Here is a 19,408-nt window from a genome sequence, read left to right as displayed (position 1 = left end):
CGTTCATGCTAACGGCCGATCCCACGCTGCGGATGACCGGGCAGACGGCCCTGCGGGTTCACCCCGGTAAAATCCCGCGATGCTATTGGTCAAACAGGAGCTGCTCGCGGCACTCGCGAACACGCTCGAATCCTTCTCGCCCGGCGCTGGTGCCAAGGCCGCCTTCGAATCGCCCAAGGTGGCGGCCCACGGCGATTTCGCCAGCACGGCCGCCATGCAGCTGGCCAAACCGCTCGGCCGCAAGCCGCGCGAACTGGCGGAGCAGTTGAGTGCCGCGCTCTTCGCCATGCCGGCTTTCGCACAGTGGGTCGAGGCGATCGAGATCGCCGGTCCCGGTTTCCTCAACATCCGGCTGAAGACTGCAGCCAAGCAACAGATCGTGCGCGAGGTGCTGGCCGCCGGCGACACCTTCGGCCAACAGCCGGCGCGCGGCGACAAGGTGCTGGTGGAGTTCGTCTCCGCCAACCCGACCGGCCCGCTGCACGTGGGCCACGGTCGCCAGGCCGCGCTGGGCGACGCCATCTGCAACCTGCTGGCGGCCCAGGGCGCCGACGTCTACCGCGAGTTCTATTACAACGACGCCGGCGTGCAGATCCAGACGCTGGCTAGCAGCACGCAGCTGCGGCTGCAAGGCTTCAAGCCGGGCGACGCGCAATGGCCGAGCGGCGAGAAGGCCGCGGCGTACAACGGCGACTACATCGCCGACATTGCGGAAGACTTCAAGGCCAAGAAGACCGTCAGCGCCGACGACCGCGAATACACCGCCAGCGGCGACGTGGACGATATCGACTCGATCCGCCAGTTCGCCGTGGCCTACCTGCGCCGCGAGCAGGACCTGGACCTGAAGGCCTTCCAGGTCAAATTCGACAACTACTACCTGGAGTCGAGCCTGTACACCAGCGGCCGCGTGGCGGCGACGGTGCAGAAGCTCGTGGACGCTGGCAAGACCTACGAGCAGGACGGCGCGCTGTGGCTCAAGTCGACCGACTACGGCGACGACAAGGACCGCGTCATGCGCAAGCAGGACGGCACGTACACCTATTTCGTGCCCGATGTGGCGTACCACATCGCCAAGTGGGAGCGCGGCTTCCACCGGGTGGTGAACATCCAGGGCACCGACCACCACGGCACCATCGCCCGTGTGCGCGCCGGCCTGCAGGCCGCCGGCGTCGGCATTCCGGCCGGGTATCCCGACTACGTGCTCCACACCATGGTGCGGGTGGTCAAGGGCGGCGAGGAAGTGAAGATCAGCAAACGCGCCGGCAGCTACGTCACGCTGCGCGACCTGATCGAATGGACCAGCACCGACGCGGTCCGTTTCTTTCTGCTCTCGCGCAAGCCCGACACCGAATACACCTTCGACGTCGACTTGGCGGTCGCGAAGAACAACGACAACCCGGTCTACTACGTGCAGTACGCGCATGCGCGCATCTGCTCGGTGCTGACGGCCTGGGGTGGCGACGAGGCCGCGCTGAAGGCGGTCGACCTGTCGGCGCTCGAGAGCCCGGCCGCGCAGGCGCTGATGCTGATGCTGGCGAAGTACCCCGAGATGCTCACCGCCGCCGCCAAGGATTTCGCGCCGCACGACGTGACCTTCTACCTGCGCGAGCTGGCCGCCAGCTACCACAGCTACTACGACGCCGAACGCATCCTGGTCGACGACGAGGCGGTGAAAAAGGCGCGCCTGGCGCTGGTCGCCGCCACCGCGCAGGTGCTGCACAATGGCCTCGCGATCCTCGGCGTGAGCGCGCCGCGCAAGATGTGATGACCTTCTTTCCCTCACCATGAAAACAAGACAACGCGGCAACACGGTCATCGGCCTGATCATCGGCATCGTCCTCGGCCTGGGCGTGGCGCTCGGCATCGCGGTCTACGTCACCAAGGTGCCGATTCCGTTCATGACCAAGACCCAGCGCGGCGGCGCCGAGCAGGACGAGGCCGAGGCCCGCAAGAACCGTGACTGGAACCCCAACGCACCGCTCGCCGGCAAGCCGTCGGCGCGCACCCCGCCCGAGCAGCCCGCCTCGGTCGGCCCGCTGAACCCGGCCGCGCCCGCCAGCCCGGTGCCGGCCGTGGTCGCGCCCGACGCGCGCAGCGCCGCCGCCTCGGCCGCCCGCGCCCGCCCCGACACCAGCGTGCCGGCGGCGTCGTCCGACCCGCTGGGCGACCTGGCGCGTGCGCGTGCCGGCATCACCGCGCCGGCCACCACCACTGCCGCGGCCGACGGCGCCGACCCCTTCGTGTACTTCGTGCAGGCCGGGGCCTTCCGCAGCAACGACGATGCCGAGGCACAACGCGCCAAGCTGTCGCTGATGGGCGTCGAGGCGCGCGTCACCGAGCGCGAGCAGGCCGGTCGCACCGTCTACCGCGTGCGCGCGGGCCCCTTCAACAAGAAGGACGACGCCGACCGTCTGAAGTCGCGGCTCGACAGCGGCGGCCTCGAATCCAACCTCGTGCGCGTCCAGCGCTGAGCGCCGCACAGGGCGTGACCGAATCGGCGTCCTCGGGCGCCCATCCCTGGCTGCGGGAACTCCGCAGCCGCTGCCCGGCTCTGTCAGCCGCACAGGAGAAATTTTGATGACCATGAACCGCCGTGACTTTTCGCTGACCGCTGCCTCCCTCGGGCTGCTCCCCCTCGCCGCCACCGGCGTGCACGCCCAGGCCCGCACGCCGAAGGCCGGCACCGACTACATCGTGCTGGGCAAGCGCGCGCCGGTCGACACGCCTGCCGGCAAGGTCGAAGTGGTCGAGTTCTTCTCGTACAACTGCCCGCACTGCGCGGCCTTCGAGCCGCGCCTGGACTCATGGGTCAAGAAGCTGCCGGCCGACGTGGTGTTCAAGCGGATCCCGGTGCCGTTCGTGGGCAACGACACCGAAGCGAAGCAGCGCCTCTACTACACGCTGGAAGCCATGGGCAAGGTCGACTCCTTCCAGATGAAGCTGTTCCAGGCCATCCACCAGCAGCGCCAGCCGCTGGTCGGCGATGCCGCGATCCTGGCCTGGGCCGAGAAGCAGCCCGATCTGGACGGCAAGAAGTTCGCGGACCTGTTCAAGTCCTTCTCGGTGGCCGGCAAGGCCAAGCGCGCCACCCAGCTCACCAGCGACTACCAGGTGGCCGGCGTGCCGGCGCTGGGTGTGGCGGGCCGCTGGTACGTGGACGGCGACACCGCCGGTTCGCTCGACCGCGCCCTCGAGGTGGTCAGCCTGCTGACCGCCGAAGCGCGAAAAGGCTGAGCCTGCGGCCGTTCGACCCGGCCGTGCCACCTTCTCAAAGCCCGCCTTGGCGGGCTTTTTCGTCCGGGCGACCGGATGCACTGGTCCGGCGCATACAATCGTCGAGCAAGTTTCGTGCCTTTATGACACTTCGATCCCACACTCCCTTCTCCTCCCTCCTGCGCGCCGGCTTTGCCGCGCTGCTGCTCGCCGTCGCTACCGTGCCGGCGCTGGCCGAAAGGGCCGACCGCACCAAGCCCATGAACATCGAGGCCGATGCCATGCGCTACGACGACCTGAAGCAGACCAGCGTGTTCACCGGCAACGTGGTGGTGACCAAGGGCACCATCATCATCCGCGGTGCGCGCATCGACGTGCGCCAGGACCCGGAGGGCTACCAGTACGGCGTGGTCACCGCCGCGCCCGGCAAGCTGGCCTACTACAAGCAGAAGCGCGACTCCGGCGTCGACGAATGGACCGAGGGCGAGTCGGAGGTGATCGAGTACGACAGCCGCGCTGACAACGTCAAGTTCATCCGCCGCGCCATCATGCGGCGGCTGATCGGCGCCAAGGTCAACGACGAGACAACGGGTGCCCTGATCGTCTACGACCAGAGCAACGACACCTTCACCGTGAATGGCGCGCCGCTGCCGCCGGGCGCCAGCGTGGCGACCGGCGACAAGGGCAGCCGTGTGCGCGCCATCCTGACGCCCAAGTCAGCCGGTGCGGATGCCGCCCAGCCGAGTGCACCCGCCGCGCCGGCACCCGGCCGCGGCCTGCGCCCGAGCACCACGCTCGGCGGAGAAGCGCGCCCGTGAACGACCGCGTGGACATGGCGAAGCAGGCCGTCCCGGCCGGTGCCGGTGCGGTCGAAGGCAGCCGGCTCCAGGTGCGCGGTCTGCAGAAGCGCTACGGCAGCCGACAAGTCGTCAAGAACGTCTCGCTCGACGTGCAGAAGGGCGAAGTCGTCGGTCTGCTCGGGCCCAATGGCGCCGGCAAGACGACCTCGTTCTACATGATCGTGGGCCTGGTGCGGGCCGACGCCGGCGAGATCAGCATCGACGGCGAGCCGATCGCGCACATGCCGATCCACCGCCGCGCCCGCATGGGCCTGAGCTACCTGCCGCAGGAGGCCTCGATCTTCCGCAAGCTGAGCGTGCAAGAGAACGTGCGCGCGGTGCTCGAGCTCCAGCGCGAGCCCGATGACAAGGGCCGCATGGTGCCGCTGTCGAAGAAGCGCACCGACGATCGCCTGAACGAGCTGCTGTCGGACCTGCGCGTCGAGCACCTGCGCGATTCGCCGGCGCTGGCGCTGTCGGGCGGCGAACGCCGCCGCGTCGAGATCGCCCGCGCCCTGGCCACGCAGCCGCGCTTCATCCTGCTGGACGAGCCCTTCGCCGGCATCGACCCGATCGCCGTGATCGAGATCCAGCGCATCGTCAGCTTCCTCAAGAGCCGCGGCATCGGCGTGCTCATCACCGACCACAACGTGCGTGAGACGCTGGGCATCTGCGATCACGCGTTCATCATCAGCGACGGGCAAGTGCTGGCACAAGGCACGCCTTCGGAGATCGTCGACAACGCCGAGGTACGCCGCGTGTACCTGGGCGAACACTTCCGCATGTAAGGGGAGGACGGAACTCTCCATGAAGCAGGGCCTGTCGCTGCGCGTTTCGCAGCATCTCGCGCTCACGCCCCAGTTGCAGCAGTCGATCCGGCTGCTGCAACTGTCCACGCTCGAACTGAGCCAGGAAGTGGAGCAGATGCTCGACGAGAACCCGTTTCTCGAGCGCACCGCCGAAGAGGCCGCCCGTGAGGAGTTCGGCGTCGACGCCGCCGATGCACCGCCACCGCGTGACGACGACTTTTCGCCCGGGCCCGCCGCCACCAGCGACAGCACCACCAGCACGACCGAGGCCGACACCCCGGCGGTCGACGCGACCGAAGCCACGCCCGACTGGGAAGGCGACGGCACCGTCGACATGGCGCCCGACGACAGCGAATGGGGCGGCGACGCGCCTCCGCGCGCCAACAACCTGGGCGACGACGATCGCGCCGACGCCACCGAGCTGGCGCGCAGCCAGGAATCGCTGCAGTCGCATCTGCACCGCCAGGCGCTGAGCCTGCGCCTGAACGAGAGCGACCAGGCCGCGCTGCGCTTCCTGATCGAGTCGCTCAACGACGACGGCTACCTCGAAGAGTCGCTGCCCGCCCTGGCCTCGGGCCTGGCCGGCGACGACAACGACGAGTTCGACGGCCTGGTGCACCACTTCCAGGTGGCGCTCGGCCTGCTGCAGAGCCTGGAGCCGGTCGGCGTGGGCGCGCGCGACCTCGGCGAATGCCTGGCCATCCAGCTGAAGGCGCTGGCCCGTGCGAACGAAAGTGCCGAAGAGGCGCAGATTCGCAAGACCGCCATCGCGATCTGCAAGCAGCCGATGGAGCTGCTCGCGCGGCGCGACTTCAAGCGCCTGGCCACGCTCACCCGCAGCAACGAGGAAGAGGTGCGCAGCGCGCTGCAATTGATCGCCACGCTCGAGCCCAAGCCGGGTCGGCGCTTCGTCGACGTGGAGCGCAACGTCGTGATCCCCGACGTGATCGTCACGCGCATCGGCACTGGCACCAACATCAAGTTCCGCGTGATGCTCAATCCCGACGTGATGCCGCGCCTGCGGGTGCACGACATCTACGCCGGCGCGCTCAAGCAGCACAAGGGCGAGGGCAGCCAGGCGCTGTCGCAGCGTCTGCAGGAGGCGCGCTGGTTCATCAAGAACATCCAGCAGCGCTTCGACACCATCCTGCGCGTGAGCAATGCCATCGTCGACCGGCAGAAGAGCTTCTTCGTGCACGGCGAGCTGGCCATGCGGCCGCTGGTGCTGCGCGAGATCGCCGACGAACTCGGGCTGCACGAATCCACCATCAGCCGCGTGACCACGGCGAAGTACATGTCGACGCCCTATGGCACGGTCGAGCTGAAGTACTTCTTCGGCTCCGCGCTGGGCACCGAGACCGGCGGCAACGCGTCCAGCACTGCGGTGCGCGCGCTCATCAAGCAGTTCGTCGGCTCCGAGAGCATCAAGAAGCCGCTGTCGGACAGCCAGATCTCCGAGATGCTGAAAGAGCAGGGCATCGAATGCGCCCGGCGCACCGTGGCCAAGTACCGCGAGGCGCTGCGCATCGCGCCGGCCAATCTGCGCAAGGCGCTGTAAGCAAGTCCGTTCATGAACCAGCTCCATCTTTTCCTGCCTTGCGCCGCCGGCGTCGAGGACTTTCTTGCGCAAGAAGTGCACGGCCTCACCGGCCTGGCCGGCGACGACCTGATGGCCTCGCGTGGCGGCGTCTTCGTGCGCGGTTCGTGGCGCGACGCCATGAAGCTCAACCTGTACAGCCGCCTCGCGCAGCGCGTGCTGATCGAACTGGCGCACGCGCCGTACCGCAGCGAGAACGACCTCTACGCCATCGCCAGCGGCGTGGCGTGGGAGATCTGGTTCACGCCGAAGCAGACCTTCAAGATCGAGACCACGGCGCAGCACAGCCCGCTGCAGAGCCTGAACTTCGCCACGCTGCGCATCAAGGACGCCATCGCCGACCGTTTCCGCGCCAAGGCCGGCGGCGTGCGGCCGAGCATCGAGACGCAGTGGCCCGACGTGCGCGTGTTCGCGCACCTCACCACCGACACCTGCACGCTCTACATCGACACCTCGGGCGAGCCGCTCTTCAAGCGCGGCTGGCGCCAGGACACCGGCGACGCGCCGCTGAAGGAAACCCTGGCTGCGGCCATGCTGGCCGCCAGCGGCTGGTGGAACCCGGAGACCGGCGCCGTGTCCGATGCGCCGCTGTACGACCCCTGCTGCGGCAGCGGCACCATCGCCATCGAGGCGGCGCAGATCGGCCTGGGCATCCCGGCCGGTGCGCTGCGCCGCTTCGGCTTCGAGAAGCTGCTGCCCTTCCAGCCGCACGTGTGGGAGTCGATCCAGAACGAGGCGGCGGACGCGCCGGCCCGTACCGCGCCGGCCATCTTCGGCAGCGACGTGTCGCACCGCATGGTCGACTTCGCCGAGCGCAACGCCGAACGCGCCGGGGTCGCCGCGGCCATCGAATTCCGCGGCGGCGACGCGCTGCAGCGCATGCCGCCCGAAGGCGCGGCACACGGCGGCGTGATCGTGCTGAACCCGCCCTATGGCGAGCGGATCGAGGTCGGCGGCGTGGCGCGCATCGGTGCCCGCGAGCAGGCGGCCACCGAAGACGGCGGCGAGTTCTTCAGCCAGCTGGCCAGCCACTGGAAGAAGAATTACGCCGGCTGGACCGCGTGGATGCTCACGCCCGACCTGCAGTTGCCCAAGCGCATGCGCCTGAAGGAGTCGCGCCGGGTGCCGATGTGGAACGGGCCGATCGAATGCCGATTGTTCCGCTTCGACATGGTGGCTGGCTCGGCCCGAACGCCGCGTTCATAGGTCGGTGCGTCGGCCTCAGCCGTGCGCCAGCGGCTGGTCGGCCGGCAGGAAGCGCTGGAACAGGTCCGACACGAACGCCGGGCCGCCCTCGGCCTGCACCCCGGTCAGGTAGAGGCCGCGCCAGTACGGTGAGCGCCGGCCGCGGCTTTCCTCGAACATCCGATCGACAACGCCGCGCAGCCCCGGCTGCAGTGCGCTCACCTGATCGAAGAAGGCGTGGATGGCGAGCCGGTCCGTGTCGCGGGTCGCCTCTTCGATCAGTCGCAGCCGCAGCGCCTGCAAACGTGCCGCGATGGGCTCGAACAGCTCGCTGAGGCGATCGCCGGCCGCCGGTGGTGCGCTGCGGTCCTGCAGCGGTAGGCGGTGGCCCAAGGCCTGTGCCAGCACCTCGGGTGGCAGCGCGCCACAGACGGTGTCGTAGCCGGACAGCCCCTCCAGACCCGTGACGATCAGGTAGACCGGCAGGCGCAATTGCAGATGCTCCGCTGCCTCGTCGACCACGTGCCGCAGGCGCGCCGTGCCCGGCATCACCGCCGCCGCATCGCCCAGCAGGCTGGCCGCGCTGACGCAGACCACCACGCCGTTGAGCGGCAGCCGCTCGCGCTGTTCGGCCAGCTCCATGAGGGCCTGGTACCAGAGGTTGCGCGTGCGGCGTGAGCCCGCGTCGCAGACGGCGGCGGAGCTGGTCTCGATGGCCGTCATCGTCTCGAAGAACCACCAGCGCCAGAAGGCGCGCCCGCTCGTGTCGCGGTCGTGCGCCACCGGCAGCGGCGACACGCTGTGCGCCGCCGCCAGCAGGCCGGGCACGTCGGCGGCGGTGTCGCCGATGAAAAGGAACCACGGGATGCCGTAGAGCCCGTCGTGCGACGCGTGGTGCGGCGTGCCGGTCCGGCGCCACCCGCTTCGTGCCTGCGCGATGGCTTCACGCATGGCCGTCAACGCCGCGAGCTCCGACGCCGACTCCGCCGGCCCGAGGGCGGCGATGCGCGCACGCAAAGCCCGTCGTCTTGCGGCCTGCGGTGCGCCGAGCAGCCACCACCAGAGCGCGAGGAAGGCGATGCCGCAGAGGGCCACCAATTGCCAGAAGCTGACGGGCAGGGAGGACAGGGTGGTCATGGCGGTTCTCCTGGGTCGCGCCGATTCAGCGCGTCGTGGTTTCGAGAAACAGGAAATCCGCGACCAGACGCTGGTTTCCCAAGTTCGTCGCGATCGATTCCCGCAACGCGGCCAGATAGGTCGACGCGAGCTCGTAAGGCGGTCGGTCGGCAAGATGCTCGAAGGGCTCGGGCGAGGCGACCACGGCCACCAGCACCGTGCCGAAGGGGGGGCTGACGAGCCAGCTGCTGGGCATGTGCTCGCCCAGCGTCACGTGTTGTCGGGCCGGCAGGCGCATGGGCGGGGAGGCCGACATCAGGTGCAGCACGGCGCCATCGCTGGTGTAGTAGTCGACGCGCACGTGGCTCGGGTAGGCGGGGCCGGTGACCTTCAGGCGCACCGGGTCGCCCTCGCGCAGCCGGCCCGAGGGTGCAGAGGGCGCTTCGATCCGCAACCCGGTCTTGCTGTCCTGGTTGCGCAACTGGTAGGGCTTGAGGATCGCCGCCACCTCGCAGTAAGGCCAGGCGCGGATCTGCAGGTCGACGTCCGGCGCCTTGCCCCGGGGCAGGGCGGCGATGTCCTCCCGCACCCGCGCACCGTCTTCGGAGCTGGCGACGAAGCCGCTGACGTGTGCGCTGCCGTCGGCACCGGTCGCCAGCGTCAGGTCGGCGCACGCGTAGCGCTGAAGCTGCTCGGCCAGACGTTCGGAGGGGCCGGGGGGCGGCCCGGCGCGGTCGCCGAGCAGCAGGCTGATCAGATGAATGCTGGGCACGAGCAGCGCGACGGCAGCACCGGCCCGCACCAGCGCGCGGCGACGACGCTGGGGCCGACGTCGCGCCGGTGGGTCTGGCGAGGCATAGGGCTGCGGTGTGAGCTGCGTCCATGCCAGGGTGTCGCGCTCGATCGGTGGCGTCGGCAACTGCTGGCCGTGCAGGCGCTTGAGCTTGCCCCACTCGCCGGTGTCAGCGTCCTCGAAGTAGTACTGGCCGCGGAAGCCCAGGGCCAGCGCGTACCAGTACACCTCCCGCACCGACCCGTCGTTCGGGCCGAGCGTGGCGAGGTGGTGGAAGAACTCCGTCTGCGCGTTGTCGGAGTTGAAGAGCGTCGACTGCAGCGTGTCGCCGACGGGGCTTTCACCGGACAGCCGGTGCATGAGTTCATCGAACCAGGCCACGGCTGCGAAGCTGGCCGATTCGACCGACGCTGCCGCCCAGCCGGCCGACCGCGCGGCGTCGCGCGCGGCATCGAGCAGCGCGCGCGCCTGCTGTCGCGCCACCGCCGGTTCTGTCAAGGCCGCGCCGGCCTCGCGCGCTGCTGCGCGTCGCAACCCGAACGCGAAGAAATCGGCAAACGCGTCGAGCAGGCGTGCCACGGCTGTCATGCCGGCGCGCAGGGCCGGTCAGGCGTGTGCCGGAATCGATGGCCCATGCTGTCCCCGTTCTCGTGGCTCGGAGGAAAACCATCCCACCGGGCTCGACGCGCGCCAATACCGCTTGGGGGCTATGCCATTCGGCAGCCGGTCATCCCTTGCCGTGCCGGTCGAACGCCGTTATCTTCTGCCGTTTCCGAGTTCACCCGAACCCTGGGGTCACGTCATGAAAATCCTGATCGCCGACGATCACCGGCTCGTCATGGAAGCGGTCAAGGCCAAGCTGGCCGAACTCGAACCGGGGATCGAATTCGTGCTGGCCACCAGCGTCGACGAGTTGCTGGCGGCGGCATCCGACGACCTGGATCTGGCGTTGATCGACCTGAACATGCCGGGCGCCGAAGGCCATGGCCATGTCGACGAGGTGCGCCGACGCCACCCCGCCGTGCCGGTGATCGTGTTGTCGGGCACGGAAGACCCGGCGGTGATGCGCGCGACCATCGAGCGTGGCGTGCTGGGGTTCATCCCCAAGGCCTATTCGCCCGACGTGATGATCTCCGCCGTGCGGCTGGTGCTGGCCGGTGGCGTCTACGTCCCGCCGATGATGCTGTCGGCCGTGCCCGCCGGCATCGTGGCCGGCGTGCCGGCAGCCGACGTGGCGCGGCCAGCGGGTGGCGCCGGCCACACGCTCGACCACCTGCGCAACGTGCTCACCGACCGACAGGTCGAGGTGCTGCAACTGCTGTCGCAGGGCAAGCCCAACAAGCTGATCGGGCGCAGCCTGGGCATCAGCGAGGGCACGGTCAAGATCCATCTGGCGGCGATCTTCCGGGCACTCAACGTGCGCAACCGCACCGAGGCGGTGGTGGCGGCGCAGGCGCTCACGGAAGCCTGAAACCTGAAGGCGTGCTGTCCGGCGGCGCCTCCGGCGCCCGCTATCCTCGCGGGCATGACACTCGAACTCTCGGCCTTCGACGCGGCCATCGTGGACCTCGACGGCACCCTGGTCGACACCGTGGGCGATTTCGTCGCGGCCCTGAACGCCATGCTCGCCGATCTCGGCCTGCCGACGGTGGACGCTGCTGCCGTCGGTCGCATGGTCGGCAAAGGGTCCGAGCACTTGATCCATGCCGTGCTGCATCACGTCGGGGCACCGGACACGCGCTACCCGCAGGCCTATGCGCGCTACCAGCACCACTACCTGGAGATCAACGGCGAGCACTCGACGGTCTACGCTGGCGTGCACGAGGGCCTGCAGGCGATGCGCGACCGCGGCTGGCGGCTAGCCTGCCTGACCAACAAGCCGACCGCGTTCGCCCAGCCGCTGCTCGCCCAGAAAGGCCTGGACGGGTTCTTCGAGGTGGTGTTCGGCGGCGATGCCTTCGAGCGCAAGAAGCCCGACCCGCTGCCGCTCCTGAAGACCTGCGAGGCGCTCGGCACGACACCGGCCCGCACGCTGATGGTGGGCGATTCGAGCAACGACGCGCAGGCCGCGCGCGCGGCCGGTTGCCCGGTGGTGCTGGTGAGCTACGGCTACAACCACGGCCAGCCTGTGCGCGAGGTCGATGCCGATGCGATCGTCGATTCGCTGGCCGAACTGGCCGTGTTGGCCGGCGGGGCGACGCTCGGCTAAACTCGCCGCTCCATGTTCATTCATCACGTCAACAAGACAGGGCAAGGCTGCCGGGGAGCCTGGCTTTGGCGCACGCCATCGTCATTGCCTGTTTGATGTCACGGCGCACGCCGTGCGCCCGCGGCCCCGGTCCGAACGACCCGGCGCCAGATCCTTGAATGACCCGCCAGCGACCGAATGAAGTGTCCGCTGGCCGACGGAGACCCCCACCGTGATCACCGAACTCGAATTCAAAAGCCTCAGCGCGCAGGGCTACAACCGCATTCCGCTGATGGCCGAGGCCTTTGCCGACCTCGAAACCCCGCTCTCGCTCTACCTGAAGCTGGCCCACACCAAGGACGGCGGCAAGTACAGCTTCCTGCTCGAATCCGTGGTCGGCGGCGAGCGCTTCGGCCGCTACAGCTTCATCGGCCTGCCGGCACGCACGCTGATCCGCGCGAGCGGCTTCGGCGCCGCGGCGCGCACCGAGGTCGTGACCGACGGGCAGGTCGTCGAGACGGCCGAAGGCAACCCGCTGGACTTCATCGCGGCCTATCAGAAGCGCTTCAAGGTCGCGCTACGGCCCGGCCTGCCGCGCTTCTGCGGCGGCCTGGCGGGCTACTTCGGCTACGACGCGGTGCGCTACGTCGAGAAGAAGCTCGAAGCCAGCTGCCCGCCCGACACGCTCGGCTGCCCCGACATCCTGCTGCTGCAGTGCGAGGAACTGGCCGTCATCGACAACCTGTCGGGCAAGCTCTACCTCATCGTCTACGCCGACCCGGCGCAGCCCGAGGCGTATGCGGTGGCCAAGCGCCGCCTGCGTGAACTGCGCGAGCAACTGAAGTATTCGGTCAGCGCGCCGCAGGTGAAGCCGTCGCAGGCGCACCCGGCGGAACGCAGCTTCGCCAAGGCCGACTACATCGCCGCTGTCGAGCGCGCCAAGGAGCTGATCGCCGCCGGCGACTTCATGCAGGTGCAGATCGGCCAGCGCATCAGCAAGCGCTATACCGAGTCGCCGCTGTCTCTCTACCGTGCGCTGCGTTCGCTCAACCCCTCGCCCTACATGTTCTATTACCACCTGGGTGACTTCCACGTGGTGGCGGCGTCGCCCGAGATCCTGGTGCGCCAGGAGCGCATGGCCGACGGCGAGCAGAAGGTGACCATCCGCCCGCTGGCCGGCACGCGGCCGCGCGGCGCGTCGATGGAGCTGGACAAGGCGGCCGAACAGGAACTCATCAACGACCCGAAGGAGCGCGCCGAGCACGTGATGCTGATCGACCTGGCGCGCAACGACATCGGGCGCATCGCGAAGACTGGCACCGTGAAGGTGACCGAGGCCTTCGCGGTCGAGCGCTACAGCCATGTGATGCACATCGTGAGCAACGTCGAAGGCACGCTGAAGGACGGCATGACCGCCATCGACGTGCTGAAGGCGACGTTCCCGGCCGGCACGCTGACCGGCGCGCCCAAGGTGCATGCGATGGAACTCATCGACCAGCTCGAGCCCATCAAGCGCGGCCTCTACGGCGGCGCCTGCGGCTACATCAGCTACGCGGGCGACATGGACGTCGCCATCACGATCCGCGCGGGCGTCATCAAGCACCAGGTGCTGCACGTGCAGGCCGCGGCCGGGGTGGTGGCCGACTCGGTGCCGGAACTGGAATGGAAAGAAACCGAAGCCAAGGCCCGTGCGCTGCTGCGCGCGGCCGAACTGGTGGAAGAGGGATTGGAATGATGGCCGACGACAACACCCCGAACAACGATTTCTCGCACGAGATCATCGGCGCCGCCGTCGAAGTGCAGCGCGTGCTCGGCACCGGCCTGCCCGAGGCGGTGTACGCCGCTGCGCTCGCCATCGAGCTGGCCGAGCGCGAGATCGGCTTCGAGCGCGACGTGCCGGTTGCCGCGAGCTACAAGGGCCGCGCCCTGGGCGACGTGTGCCGCGCCGACTTCGTCATCGAACAGGCGATGGTGGTGCAGGTGCGGGCGGTCGATGCGCTCGACGACCTGCACCGCGCGCAGGCGCAGGCCGCGGTGCGGCTGTCGGGCCACCGGCTCGGCCTGCTCATCAACTTCAACGTCTTTCCCGTGGTGAAGGGCGTGCATCGGATCGGAGCCAAGCCATGAAGCTGCTGATGGTCGACAACTACGACTCCTTCACCTACAACATCGTCCAGTACTTCGGCGAGCTGGGGGCCGACGTGGAGGTGGTGCGCAACGACGAGATCGACGTGGCCGGCATCGGCGAGCGCATCGCGGCTGGCACGACGCGGCTGGTGATCTCTCCCGGCCCGTGCTCGCCGGCGGAGGCGGGCGTGTCGGTGGCGGCGATCCAGGCCTTCGCGGGCAAGCTCCCGATCCTCGGCGTGTGTTTGGGCCACCAGGCGATCGGCGCGGCCTTCGGCGGCAGGATCGTGCGCGCGCAGCAGCTCATGCACGGCAAGACCAGCGAGATCACGACCACCCGCGAAGGCGTGTTCGCCGGGCTGCCCGAGAAGTTCGTCGTCAACCGCTACCACTCGCTGGCGATCGAGCGCGACAGCTGTCCGGCCGAGCTGGCCATCACGGCAAGCACCTATGACGGCGAGATCATGGGCGTGCGCCACACCGGCTTCGCGCACGACGTGCGCATCGAGGGCGTGCAGTTCCATCCCGAATCCATCCTCACCGAGCACGGCCACGCCATGCTGAAGAACTTTCTGAACTGAGCTAGCCCATGCCCGATACCACCGTCGACCTGCGCAGCGACACCGTCACCCAGCCCACGCCCGCCATGCGCGCGGCGATGGCCGCCGCGCCCCTGGGCGACGACGTGTTCGGGGCCGATCCGAGCGTCAATGCGCTGCAAGAGAAGATCGCGGCGATGCTCGGCTTCGAGGCCGCGCTCTTCATGCCCACCGGCACGCAGAGCAACCTCTGCGCGATCCTCGCGCATTGCGGCCGCGGCGACGAGTACATCGTCGGCCAGCAGGCGCACTGCTACCGCTGGGAAGGCGGCGGTGCGGCGGTCTTCGGCAGCGTGCAGCCGCAGCCGCTCGACCATGCGCCCGACGGGACGCTGCCGCTGTCGCAGATCGAGGCGTCCATCAAGCCCGACGACGCGCACTTCGCGCGCACCCGGCTGCTGGCGCTGGAGAACACGCTGGGCGGCAAGCTGCTGCCCTTCGGCTATGTGCAGGCGGCCACCGATCTCGCCCAATCGCGCGGGCTGCAGCGGCATCTCGACGGTGCACGCCTGTTCAACGCGGCGACGGCGCAGGCCGCGGCGTTGGGCACCGACGTGCGCGCCGAGGCACGCCGCATCGCGCAGTGCTTCGACAGCGTGTCGGTGTGCTTCAGCAAGGGCCTGGGCGCGCCGGTCGGCTCGGCGCTGTGCGGCTCGCGCGAGCTGATCGCGCGGGCGCACCGCATCCGCAAGATGGCGGGCGGCGGCATGCGCCAGGCCGGGCTGCTGGCCGCGGCCGCGTCGCATGCGCTCGACCACCACATCGACCGGCTCGCCAGCGACCATGCGCTGGCGCAGCGGCTCGCGGCCGGCCTGTCCGGCATCGAGGGCCTGCGCGTCGAGGCGCCGCAGACCAACATCGTTTTCGTCGACCTCGAAGGCGCTGCGGCATCGCGCGCTACCGAGCTGATGGCGCATCTGAACGCACGCGGCATCCTGGCGACGGGCCTGTACCGGCTGCGCTTCGTCACGCACCTCGACGTGGACGCGGGTGGGGTGGATCGCGCGCTGGTCGCGATCCGCGACTTCTTCGCGCACTGAGGGCCTCGCGCATGCCGGACACCGCGCACCTCATCGGCTTCATCCTCGCCGGCTGGCTGCTCAACCTGACGCCAGGCCCCGATGTGCTGTACATCGTGAGCAACGCGTTGCGCTCAGGCGTGCGTGCGGGCGTCGTGGCCGGCCTGGGCATCACCGCCGGCTGCTTCGTGCACATCGTGGCGGCAGCGGTGGGCGTGGGCACCTTGCTGGCCGCCTCGACGGAAGCCTTCGCGGTGCTCAAGTATCTCGGCGCGGGCTATCTGCTGTACCTGGGCGCGCGCATGCTGTTCGCGAAGCCGGCGCCGAACGTGGTGACCGATGCCGTACCGGCGGTCGATGCACCACGCGGGTTGAAGGCCATCTTCATGGGCGGTTTCTGGACGAACGTGCTCAACCCCAAGGTGGCGCTGTTCTTCCTGGCCTTCGTGCCGCAGTTCATCGCACCCGACGCTGCCAACAAGACGCTGGCCTTCATGCTCCTGGGCCTGCTGTTCAACCTCAACGCGATCCCGGTCAACACCGGCTGGGCCGTGGCGGCCGGCTGGCTGGCGCGCCGCGGCACGGTGCGTCACTGGATGCGCGTGCTCGACCGGGTGGCCGGGGCCCTGTTCATCGGCTTCGGCATCAAGCTCGCGCTGTCCGACAACCCGCTTTCTTCGCCAACACACTGACACGGGAGACACCATGCCCATCACCCCCCAGGAAGCGCTGCAGCGCACCATCGAGCACCGCGAGGTGTTCCACGACGAGATGCTGCACATCGTGCGCCTCATCATGAGCGGCGAGTGTTCGCCGGTGATGATGGCCGCGCTGATCACCGGCCTGCGCGTGAAGAAAGAGACCATCGGCGAGATCACCGCGGCCGCGCAGGTGATGCGCGAGGTGGCGACCAAGGTGGTGGTGGCGGACACGACGCACCTGGTCGACATCGTCGGCACCGGTGGCGACGGCTCGCACACCTTCAACATCTCGACCTGCTCGATGTTCGTGGCCGCCGCAGCGGGTGCCAAGGTGAGCAAGCACGGCGGGCGCAGCGTGAGCAGCAAGTCGGGCAGTGCCGACGTGCTCGAGGCGCTGGGCGTCAACATCAACCTGAAGCCCGAGCAGATCGCGAAGTGCATCGCCGACGTCGGCATCGGCTTCATGTTCGCGCCCAACCACCATCCGGCGATGAAGAACGTCGCGCCGGTGCGCAAGGAGCTGGGCATCAAGACCATCTTCAACATCCTCGGGCCGCTGACGAACCCGGCCGGCGCGCCGAACATCCTGATGGGCGTGTTCCACCCCGACCTCGTGGGCATCCAGGTGCGTGCGTTGCAGCGCCTGGGCGCCGAACACGCCCTCGTGGTCTATGGCCGCGACGGCATGGACGAGATCTCGCTCGGCGCGGCCACGATGGTCGGCGAACTCAAGGACGGACAGATCCGCGAGTACGAGCTGCATCCTGAGGACTTCGGCTTCGCGATGTCGAGCAACCGCGCGCTGCGCGTCGAGACGCCCGAGCAGTCGATGGCGATGCTGCGCGGCGTGCTCGACAACGAGACCGGCGCGGCCCGCGACATCGTGCTGCTCAACGCGGGTGCCGCGCTGTATGCGGCCAATGTGGCCACCTCGATCGCCGATGGCGTGGCGAAGTCGCGCGCTGCGCTCGACAGCGGCGCGGCCAAGGCCAAACTGGCCGAACTCGTGGCCACGACCGCCGCCTTCTGACCAGAGACCGAAAGACCGACCCATGTCCGACATCCTGAACAAGATCGTGGCCGTCAAGCACGAGGAGATCGCTGCTGCCAAGAAGCGCAGCCCGCTCGAGGCTGTGCGCTTCGACGCCGAGAGCCGCGTCCTCACCCGCGACTTCGTCGGCGCCCTGCGCAGCAAGATCGCCGCGGGCCAAGCCGCCGTCATCGCCGAGGTCAAGAAGGCCAGTCCGAGCAAGGGCGTGCTGCGCGCCGACTTCATCCCGGCCGACATCGCGCAGAGCTACGCGGAGGGCGACGACGCCATCAGTGCGGCCTGCCTGTCGGTGCTGACCGATCGCCAGTTCTTCCAGGGCGGCATCGACTACCTGAAGCAGGCGCGTGCGTCGTGCGACCTGCCGGTGCTGCGCAAGGATTTCATGGTCGATGCGTATCAGATCTACGAGTCGCGCGCGATGGGCGCCGACGCGGTGCTGCTGATCGCCGCCTGCCTCGACGACGCGCAGATGAAGGACTTCGAGGCGATCGCGCTCGGCCTGGGCATGGCGGTGCTGGTCGAGGTGCACGACGGCGCGGAGCTCGACCGTGCGCTGAAGCTCAAGACGCCGCTCATCGGCGTCAACAACCGCAACCTGCGCAGCTTCGAGGTGTCGATCCAGACCACGCTCGACCTGCGTTCGCGCGTGCCGGCCGAGCGCCTGCTGGTCGCCGAATCGGGCATCGCGACACGCGAGGACGTGGCGCGGTTGCGTGCTGCGGACATCCATGCCTTCCTGGTCGGTGAAGCCTTCATGCGCGCACCCGAACCCGGGGAGGCGCTGGCGGATCTGTTCCGTTGATGGCGGCGACGCAACTCACGCAACTCGCCGGTGCCGACCCGGCGGACTGGCCGGTCGCGCCGGGCTGGCAGGCGCTGGTCGACGACTTCTTCGAGAGCCCTGTGGGAGTCAAGTTGCAGGGCTTTCTGCGCGAGCGGCTGGAGGCAGGCGCGGTGGTCTTCCCGCCGCAGCCGCTGCGCGCGCTCGAACTCACGCCGCCCGAGCAGGTGCGCGTCGTGATCCTGGGGCAGGACCCGTACCACGGCCGCGGGCAGGCCGAGGGGCTGGCCTTCTCGGTGGCGCCCGGCGTGCCGCTGCCGCCGTCGCTGCGCAACATCTTCAAGGAACTGCAGCGCGACCTCGGCACGCCGCCTCCCAGCTTCCCGGAGCCGGGCGGCAGCCTGGCGCGCTGGGCCACGCATGGCGTGTTGTTGCTCAACACCTGCCTGACGGTGGAGGAGGGGCAGGCGGCCAGCCATTCGGGGCGTGGCTGGGAGGTGCTGACCGATGCGGTGATCCGAAAGGTCGGCAGCGGTGATCGCCCGATCGTGTTCATGCTCTGGGGCGCGCACGCGCAGAGCAAGCGGGCGCTGATCGATGCCGACCGCCATCTCGTGCTGACGGCCAACCATCCCTCGCCACTGTCGGCCTTGCGGCCGCCGCTGCCTTTCATCGGGTGCGGTCACTTCGGCCAGGCGCGTGCCTGGCGGGAGCGGCACGCCGGCTGAAAGTGCTGCTCCTTTTTCTGTAGCCCGTCGCACGCGTGCAACGGTGGCAGGGATGAAAACACGGGTTTCCACGCCTTGGCATGATGCGACGTCTTCGGAACCGACATCAAACCGTGCTATATTTCGAGGTTCGCCGGAGAGGTGGCCGAGTGGTTAATGGCAGCAGACTGTAAATCTGCCCTCTTACGAGTACGCTGGTTCGAATCCAGCCCTCTCCACCAGCGATGAATTTGGTTTCTAGGAGCGATTGGATCTAGCGCTTTGGGTGCCTTGAAGTGCCCCCGATGCGGGAGTAGTTCAATGGTAGAACCCCAGCCTTCCAAGCTGATGACGCGGGTTCGATTCCCGTCTCCCGCTCCATGGGACCTGGTTCGTGGTTGGTGTCTTCGGTGTTGAATGCCCTTTTGGCTCAGTGGTAGAGCACTCCCTTGGTAAGGGAGAGGTCGCGGGTCCGATTCCCGCAAAGGGCACCAGATTTCGGGGTTGCAGCCATCGCGCGTGCGGCCTGATGTGAATGTGTTGATCTCGTTTTTTTCGGAGTCGAGAAAATGGCAAAAGGTAAATTCACCCGCACCAAGCCGCACGTGAACGTGGGCACGATCGGTCACGTCGACCACGGCAAGACCACGCTGACGGCGGCCATCGCCACGGTGCTGTCGGCC

At 68.6% G+C, this 19,408-nt stretch carries 20 protein-coding genes and 3 tRNA genes; 21 read left to right on the top strand and 2 right to left on the bottom strand.

Translation table 11 applies throughout. The features are described from left to right. Nucleotides 1-79: 79 nt before the first annotated feature. The 7 genes from argS to ACSFA0_RS21030 all read left to right on the top strand — a co-directional run bounded on the left by argS (nucleotide 80) and on the right by ACSFA0_RS21030 (nucleotide 7,664). Complete coding sequence (gene argS, locus ACSFA0_RS21060) at nucleotides 80-1,765, top strand: arginine--tRNA ligase (protein ID WP_435452239.1); 1,686 nt, start codon at nucleotides 80-82, stop codon at nucleotides 1,763-1,765. A 19-nt stretch (nucleotides 1,766-1,784) separates the two neighbouring features. Then, nucleotides 1,785-2,471: an SPOR domain-containing protein gene (locus ACSFA0_RS21055; RefSeq protein ID WP_435452238.1), complete on the top strand. Its 687-nt coding sequence runs from the start codon at nucleotides 1,785-1,787 to the stop codon at nucleotides 2,469-2,471. 112 nt (nucleotides 2,472-2,583) lie between these two features. Next, nucleotides 2,584-3,234, top strand: a complete 651-nt coding sequence (locus ACSFA0_RS21050; RefSeq protein ID WP_435452470.1) for a thiol:disulfide interchange protein DsbA/DsbL — start codon at nucleotides 2,584-2,586, stop codon at nucleotides 3,232-3,234. 122 nt (nucleotides 3,235-3,356) lie between these two features. Beyond that, nucleotides 3,357-4,031, top strand: coding sequence for a lipopolysaccharide transport periplasmic protein LptA (gene lptA / locus ACSFA0_RS21045; protein ID WP_435452237.1), 675 nt, complete (start codon nucleotides 3,357-3,359; stop codon nucleotides 4,029-4,031). A gap of 14 nt (nucleotides 4,032-4,045) precedes the next feature. Next, nucleotides 4,046-4,840: an LPS export ABC transporter ATP-binding protein gene (lptB, locus tag ACSFA0_RS21040; RefSeq protein ID WP_435452469.1), complete on the top strand. Its 795-nt coding sequence runs from the start codon at nucleotides 4,046-4,048 to the stop codon at nucleotides 4,838-4,840. A 19-nt stretch (nucleotides 4,841-4,859) separates the two neighbouring features. After that, the gene (locus ACSFA0_RS21035) at nucleotides 4,860-6,419 is read left to right on the top strand and encodes an RNA polymerase factor sigma-54 (protein WP_435452236.1); all 1,560 of its coding nucleotides are present in this window, start codon (nucleotides 4,860-4,862) and stop codon (nucleotides 6,417-6,419) included. 12 nt (nucleotides 6,420-6,431) lie between these two features. Beyond that, on the top strand, nucleotides 6,432-7,664 hold the full coding sequence (locus tag ACSFA0_RS21030) for a THUMP domain-containing class I SAM-dependent RNA methyltransferase (protein ID WP_435452235.1): 1,233 nt from the start codon (nucleotides 6,432-6,434) through the stop codon (nucleotides 7,662-7,664). A gap of 15 nt (nucleotides 7,665-7,679) precedes the next feature. Here the strand turns inward: ACSFA0_RS21030 and ACSFA0_RS21025 are convergent, their stop codons facing one another. Continuing rightward, nucleotides 7,680-8,780 carry a type VI secretion system protein gene (locus tag ACSFA0_RS21025; RefSeq protein ID WP_435452234.1) on the bottom strand — a complete coding sequence of 367 codons (1,101 nt, stop codon included), beginning with the start codon at nucleotides 8,778-8,780 and terminating at the stop codon, nucleotides 7,680-7,682. A 25-nt stretch (nucleotides 8,781-8,805) separates the two neighbouring features. Continuing rightward, the gene (locus ACSFA0_RS21020; protein ID WP_435452233.1) at nucleotides 8,806-10,140 is read right to left on the bottom strand and encodes a DotU family type IV/VI secretion system protein; all 1,335 of its coding nucleotides are present in this window, start codon (nucleotides 10,138-10,140) and stop codon (nucleotides 8,806-8,808) included. Nucleotides 10,141-10,354: 214 nt separating this feature from the next. Here ACSFA0_RS21020 and ACSFA0_RS21015 point away from each other — a divergent pair, with 214 nt between their 5' ends. The 14 genes from ACSFA0_RS21015 to ACSFA0_RS20950 all read left to right on the top strand — a co-directional run. Then, entirely contained in the window at nucleotides 10,355-11,023 is a 669-nt protein-coding gene (locus tag ACSFA0_RS21015) for a LuxR C-terminal-related transcriptional regulator (RefSeq protein WP_435452232.1), read from the top strand. A gap of 54 nt (nucleotides 11,024-11,077) precedes the next feature. Further along, the gene (locus tag ACSFA0_RS21010) at nucleotides 11,078-11,761 is read left to right on the top strand and encodes a phosphoglycolate phosphatase (protein ID WP_435452231.1); all 684 of its coding nucleotides are present in this window, start codon (nucleotides 11,078-11,080) and stop codon (nucleotides 11,759-11,761) included. A gap of 211 nt (nucleotides 11,762-11,972) precedes the next feature. Next, nucleotides 11,973-13,475 carry an anthranilate synthase component I gene (gene trpE, locus ACSFA0_RS21005; protein WP_435452230.1) on the top strand — a complete coding sequence of 501 codons (1,503 nt, stop codon included), beginning with the start codon at nucleotides 11,973-11,975 and terminating at the stop codon, nucleotides 13,473-13,475. After that, complete coding sequence (locus tag ACSFA0_RS21000) at nucleotides 13,475-13,867, top strand: GxxExxY protein (RefSeq protein WP_435452229.1); 393 nt, start codon at nucleotides 13,475-13,477, stop codon at nucleotides 13,865-13,867. The genes trpE and ACSFA0_RS21000 overlap by 1 nt, the downstream gene beginning before the upstream one ends. After that, nucleotides 13,864-14,448 (top strand): anthranilate synthase component II, encoded by a 585-nt coding sequence (locus ACSFA0_RS20995; protein ID WP_435452228.1) that lies wholly within the window; start codon nucleotides 13,864-13,866, stop codon nucleotides 14,446-14,448. Before ACSFA0_RS21000 ends, ACSFA0_RS20995 begins: the two co-directional genes overlap by 4 nt. A gap of 8 nt (nucleotides 14,449-14,456) precedes the next feature. Then, complete coding sequence (gene ltaE / locus ACSFA0_RS20990) at nucleotides 14,457-15,506, top strand: low-specificity L-threonine aldolase (protein WP_435452227.1); 1,050 nt, start codon at nucleotides 14,457-14,459, stop codon at nucleotides 15,504-15,506. A gap of 11 nt (nucleotides 15,507-15,517) precedes the next feature. Beyond that, on the top strand, nucleotides 15,518-16,177 hold the full coding sequence (locus ACSFA0_RS20985) for a LysE family translocator (RefSeq protein ID WP_435452226.1): 660 nt from the start codon (nucleotides 15,518-15,520) through the stop codon (nucleotides 16,175-16,177). A 13-nt stretch (nucleotides 16,178-16,190) separates the two neighbouring features. Next, entirely contained in the window at nucleotides 16,191-17,216 is a 1,026-nt protein-coding gene (gene trpD, locus ACSFA0_RS20980; RefSeq protein WP_435452225.1) for an anthranilate phosphoribosyltransferase, read from the top strand. A gap of 22 nt (nucleotides 17,217-17,238) precedes the next feature. Continuing rightward, nucleotides 17,239-18,039 carry an indole-3-glycerol phosphate synthase TrpC gene (trpC, locus tag ACSFA0_RS20975; RefSeq protein ID WP_435452224.1) on the top strand — a complete coding sequence of 267 codons (801 nt, stop codon included), beginning with the start codon at nucleotides 17,239-17,241 and terminating at the stop codon, nucleotides 18,037-18,039. Beyond that, nucleotides 18,039-18,746 (top strand): uracil-DNA glycosylase, encoded by a 708-nt coding sequence (locus ACSFA0_RS20970; RefSeq protein WP_435452223.1) that lies wholly within the window; start codon nucleotides 18,039-18,041, stop codon nucleotides 18,744-18,746. The genes trpC and ACSFA0_RS20970 overlap by 1 nt, the downstream gene beginning before the upstream one ends. Nucleotides 18,747-18,881: 135 nt before the next feature. Further along, nucleotides 18,882-18,967, top strand: a tRNA-Tyr gene (locus ACSFA0_RS20965). 65 nt (nucleotides 18,968-19,032) lie between these two features. Beyond that, nucleotides 19,033-19,106, top strand: a tRNA-Gly gene (locus ACSFA0_RS20960). Nucleotides 19,107-19,144: 38 nt separating this feature from the next. Continuing rightward, nucleotides 19,145-19,219 (top strand) — tRNA-Thr (locus ACSFA0_RS20955). Between the two features lie 75 nt (nucleotides 19,220-19,294). Beyond that, nucleotides 19,295-19,408 (top strand): GTP-binding protein (locus ACSFA0_RS20950; RefSeq protein ID WP_296316415.1); only part of this gene is annotated, 114 nt, incomplete at its 3' end.

Source organism: Variovorax restrictus, assembly GCF_051216715.1.
Lineage (GTDB): Bacteria > Pseudomonadota > Gammaproteobacteria > Burkholderiales > Burkholderiaceae_C > Variovorax.
This window is presented reverse-complemented; position numbering and strand designations above follow the sequence as displayed.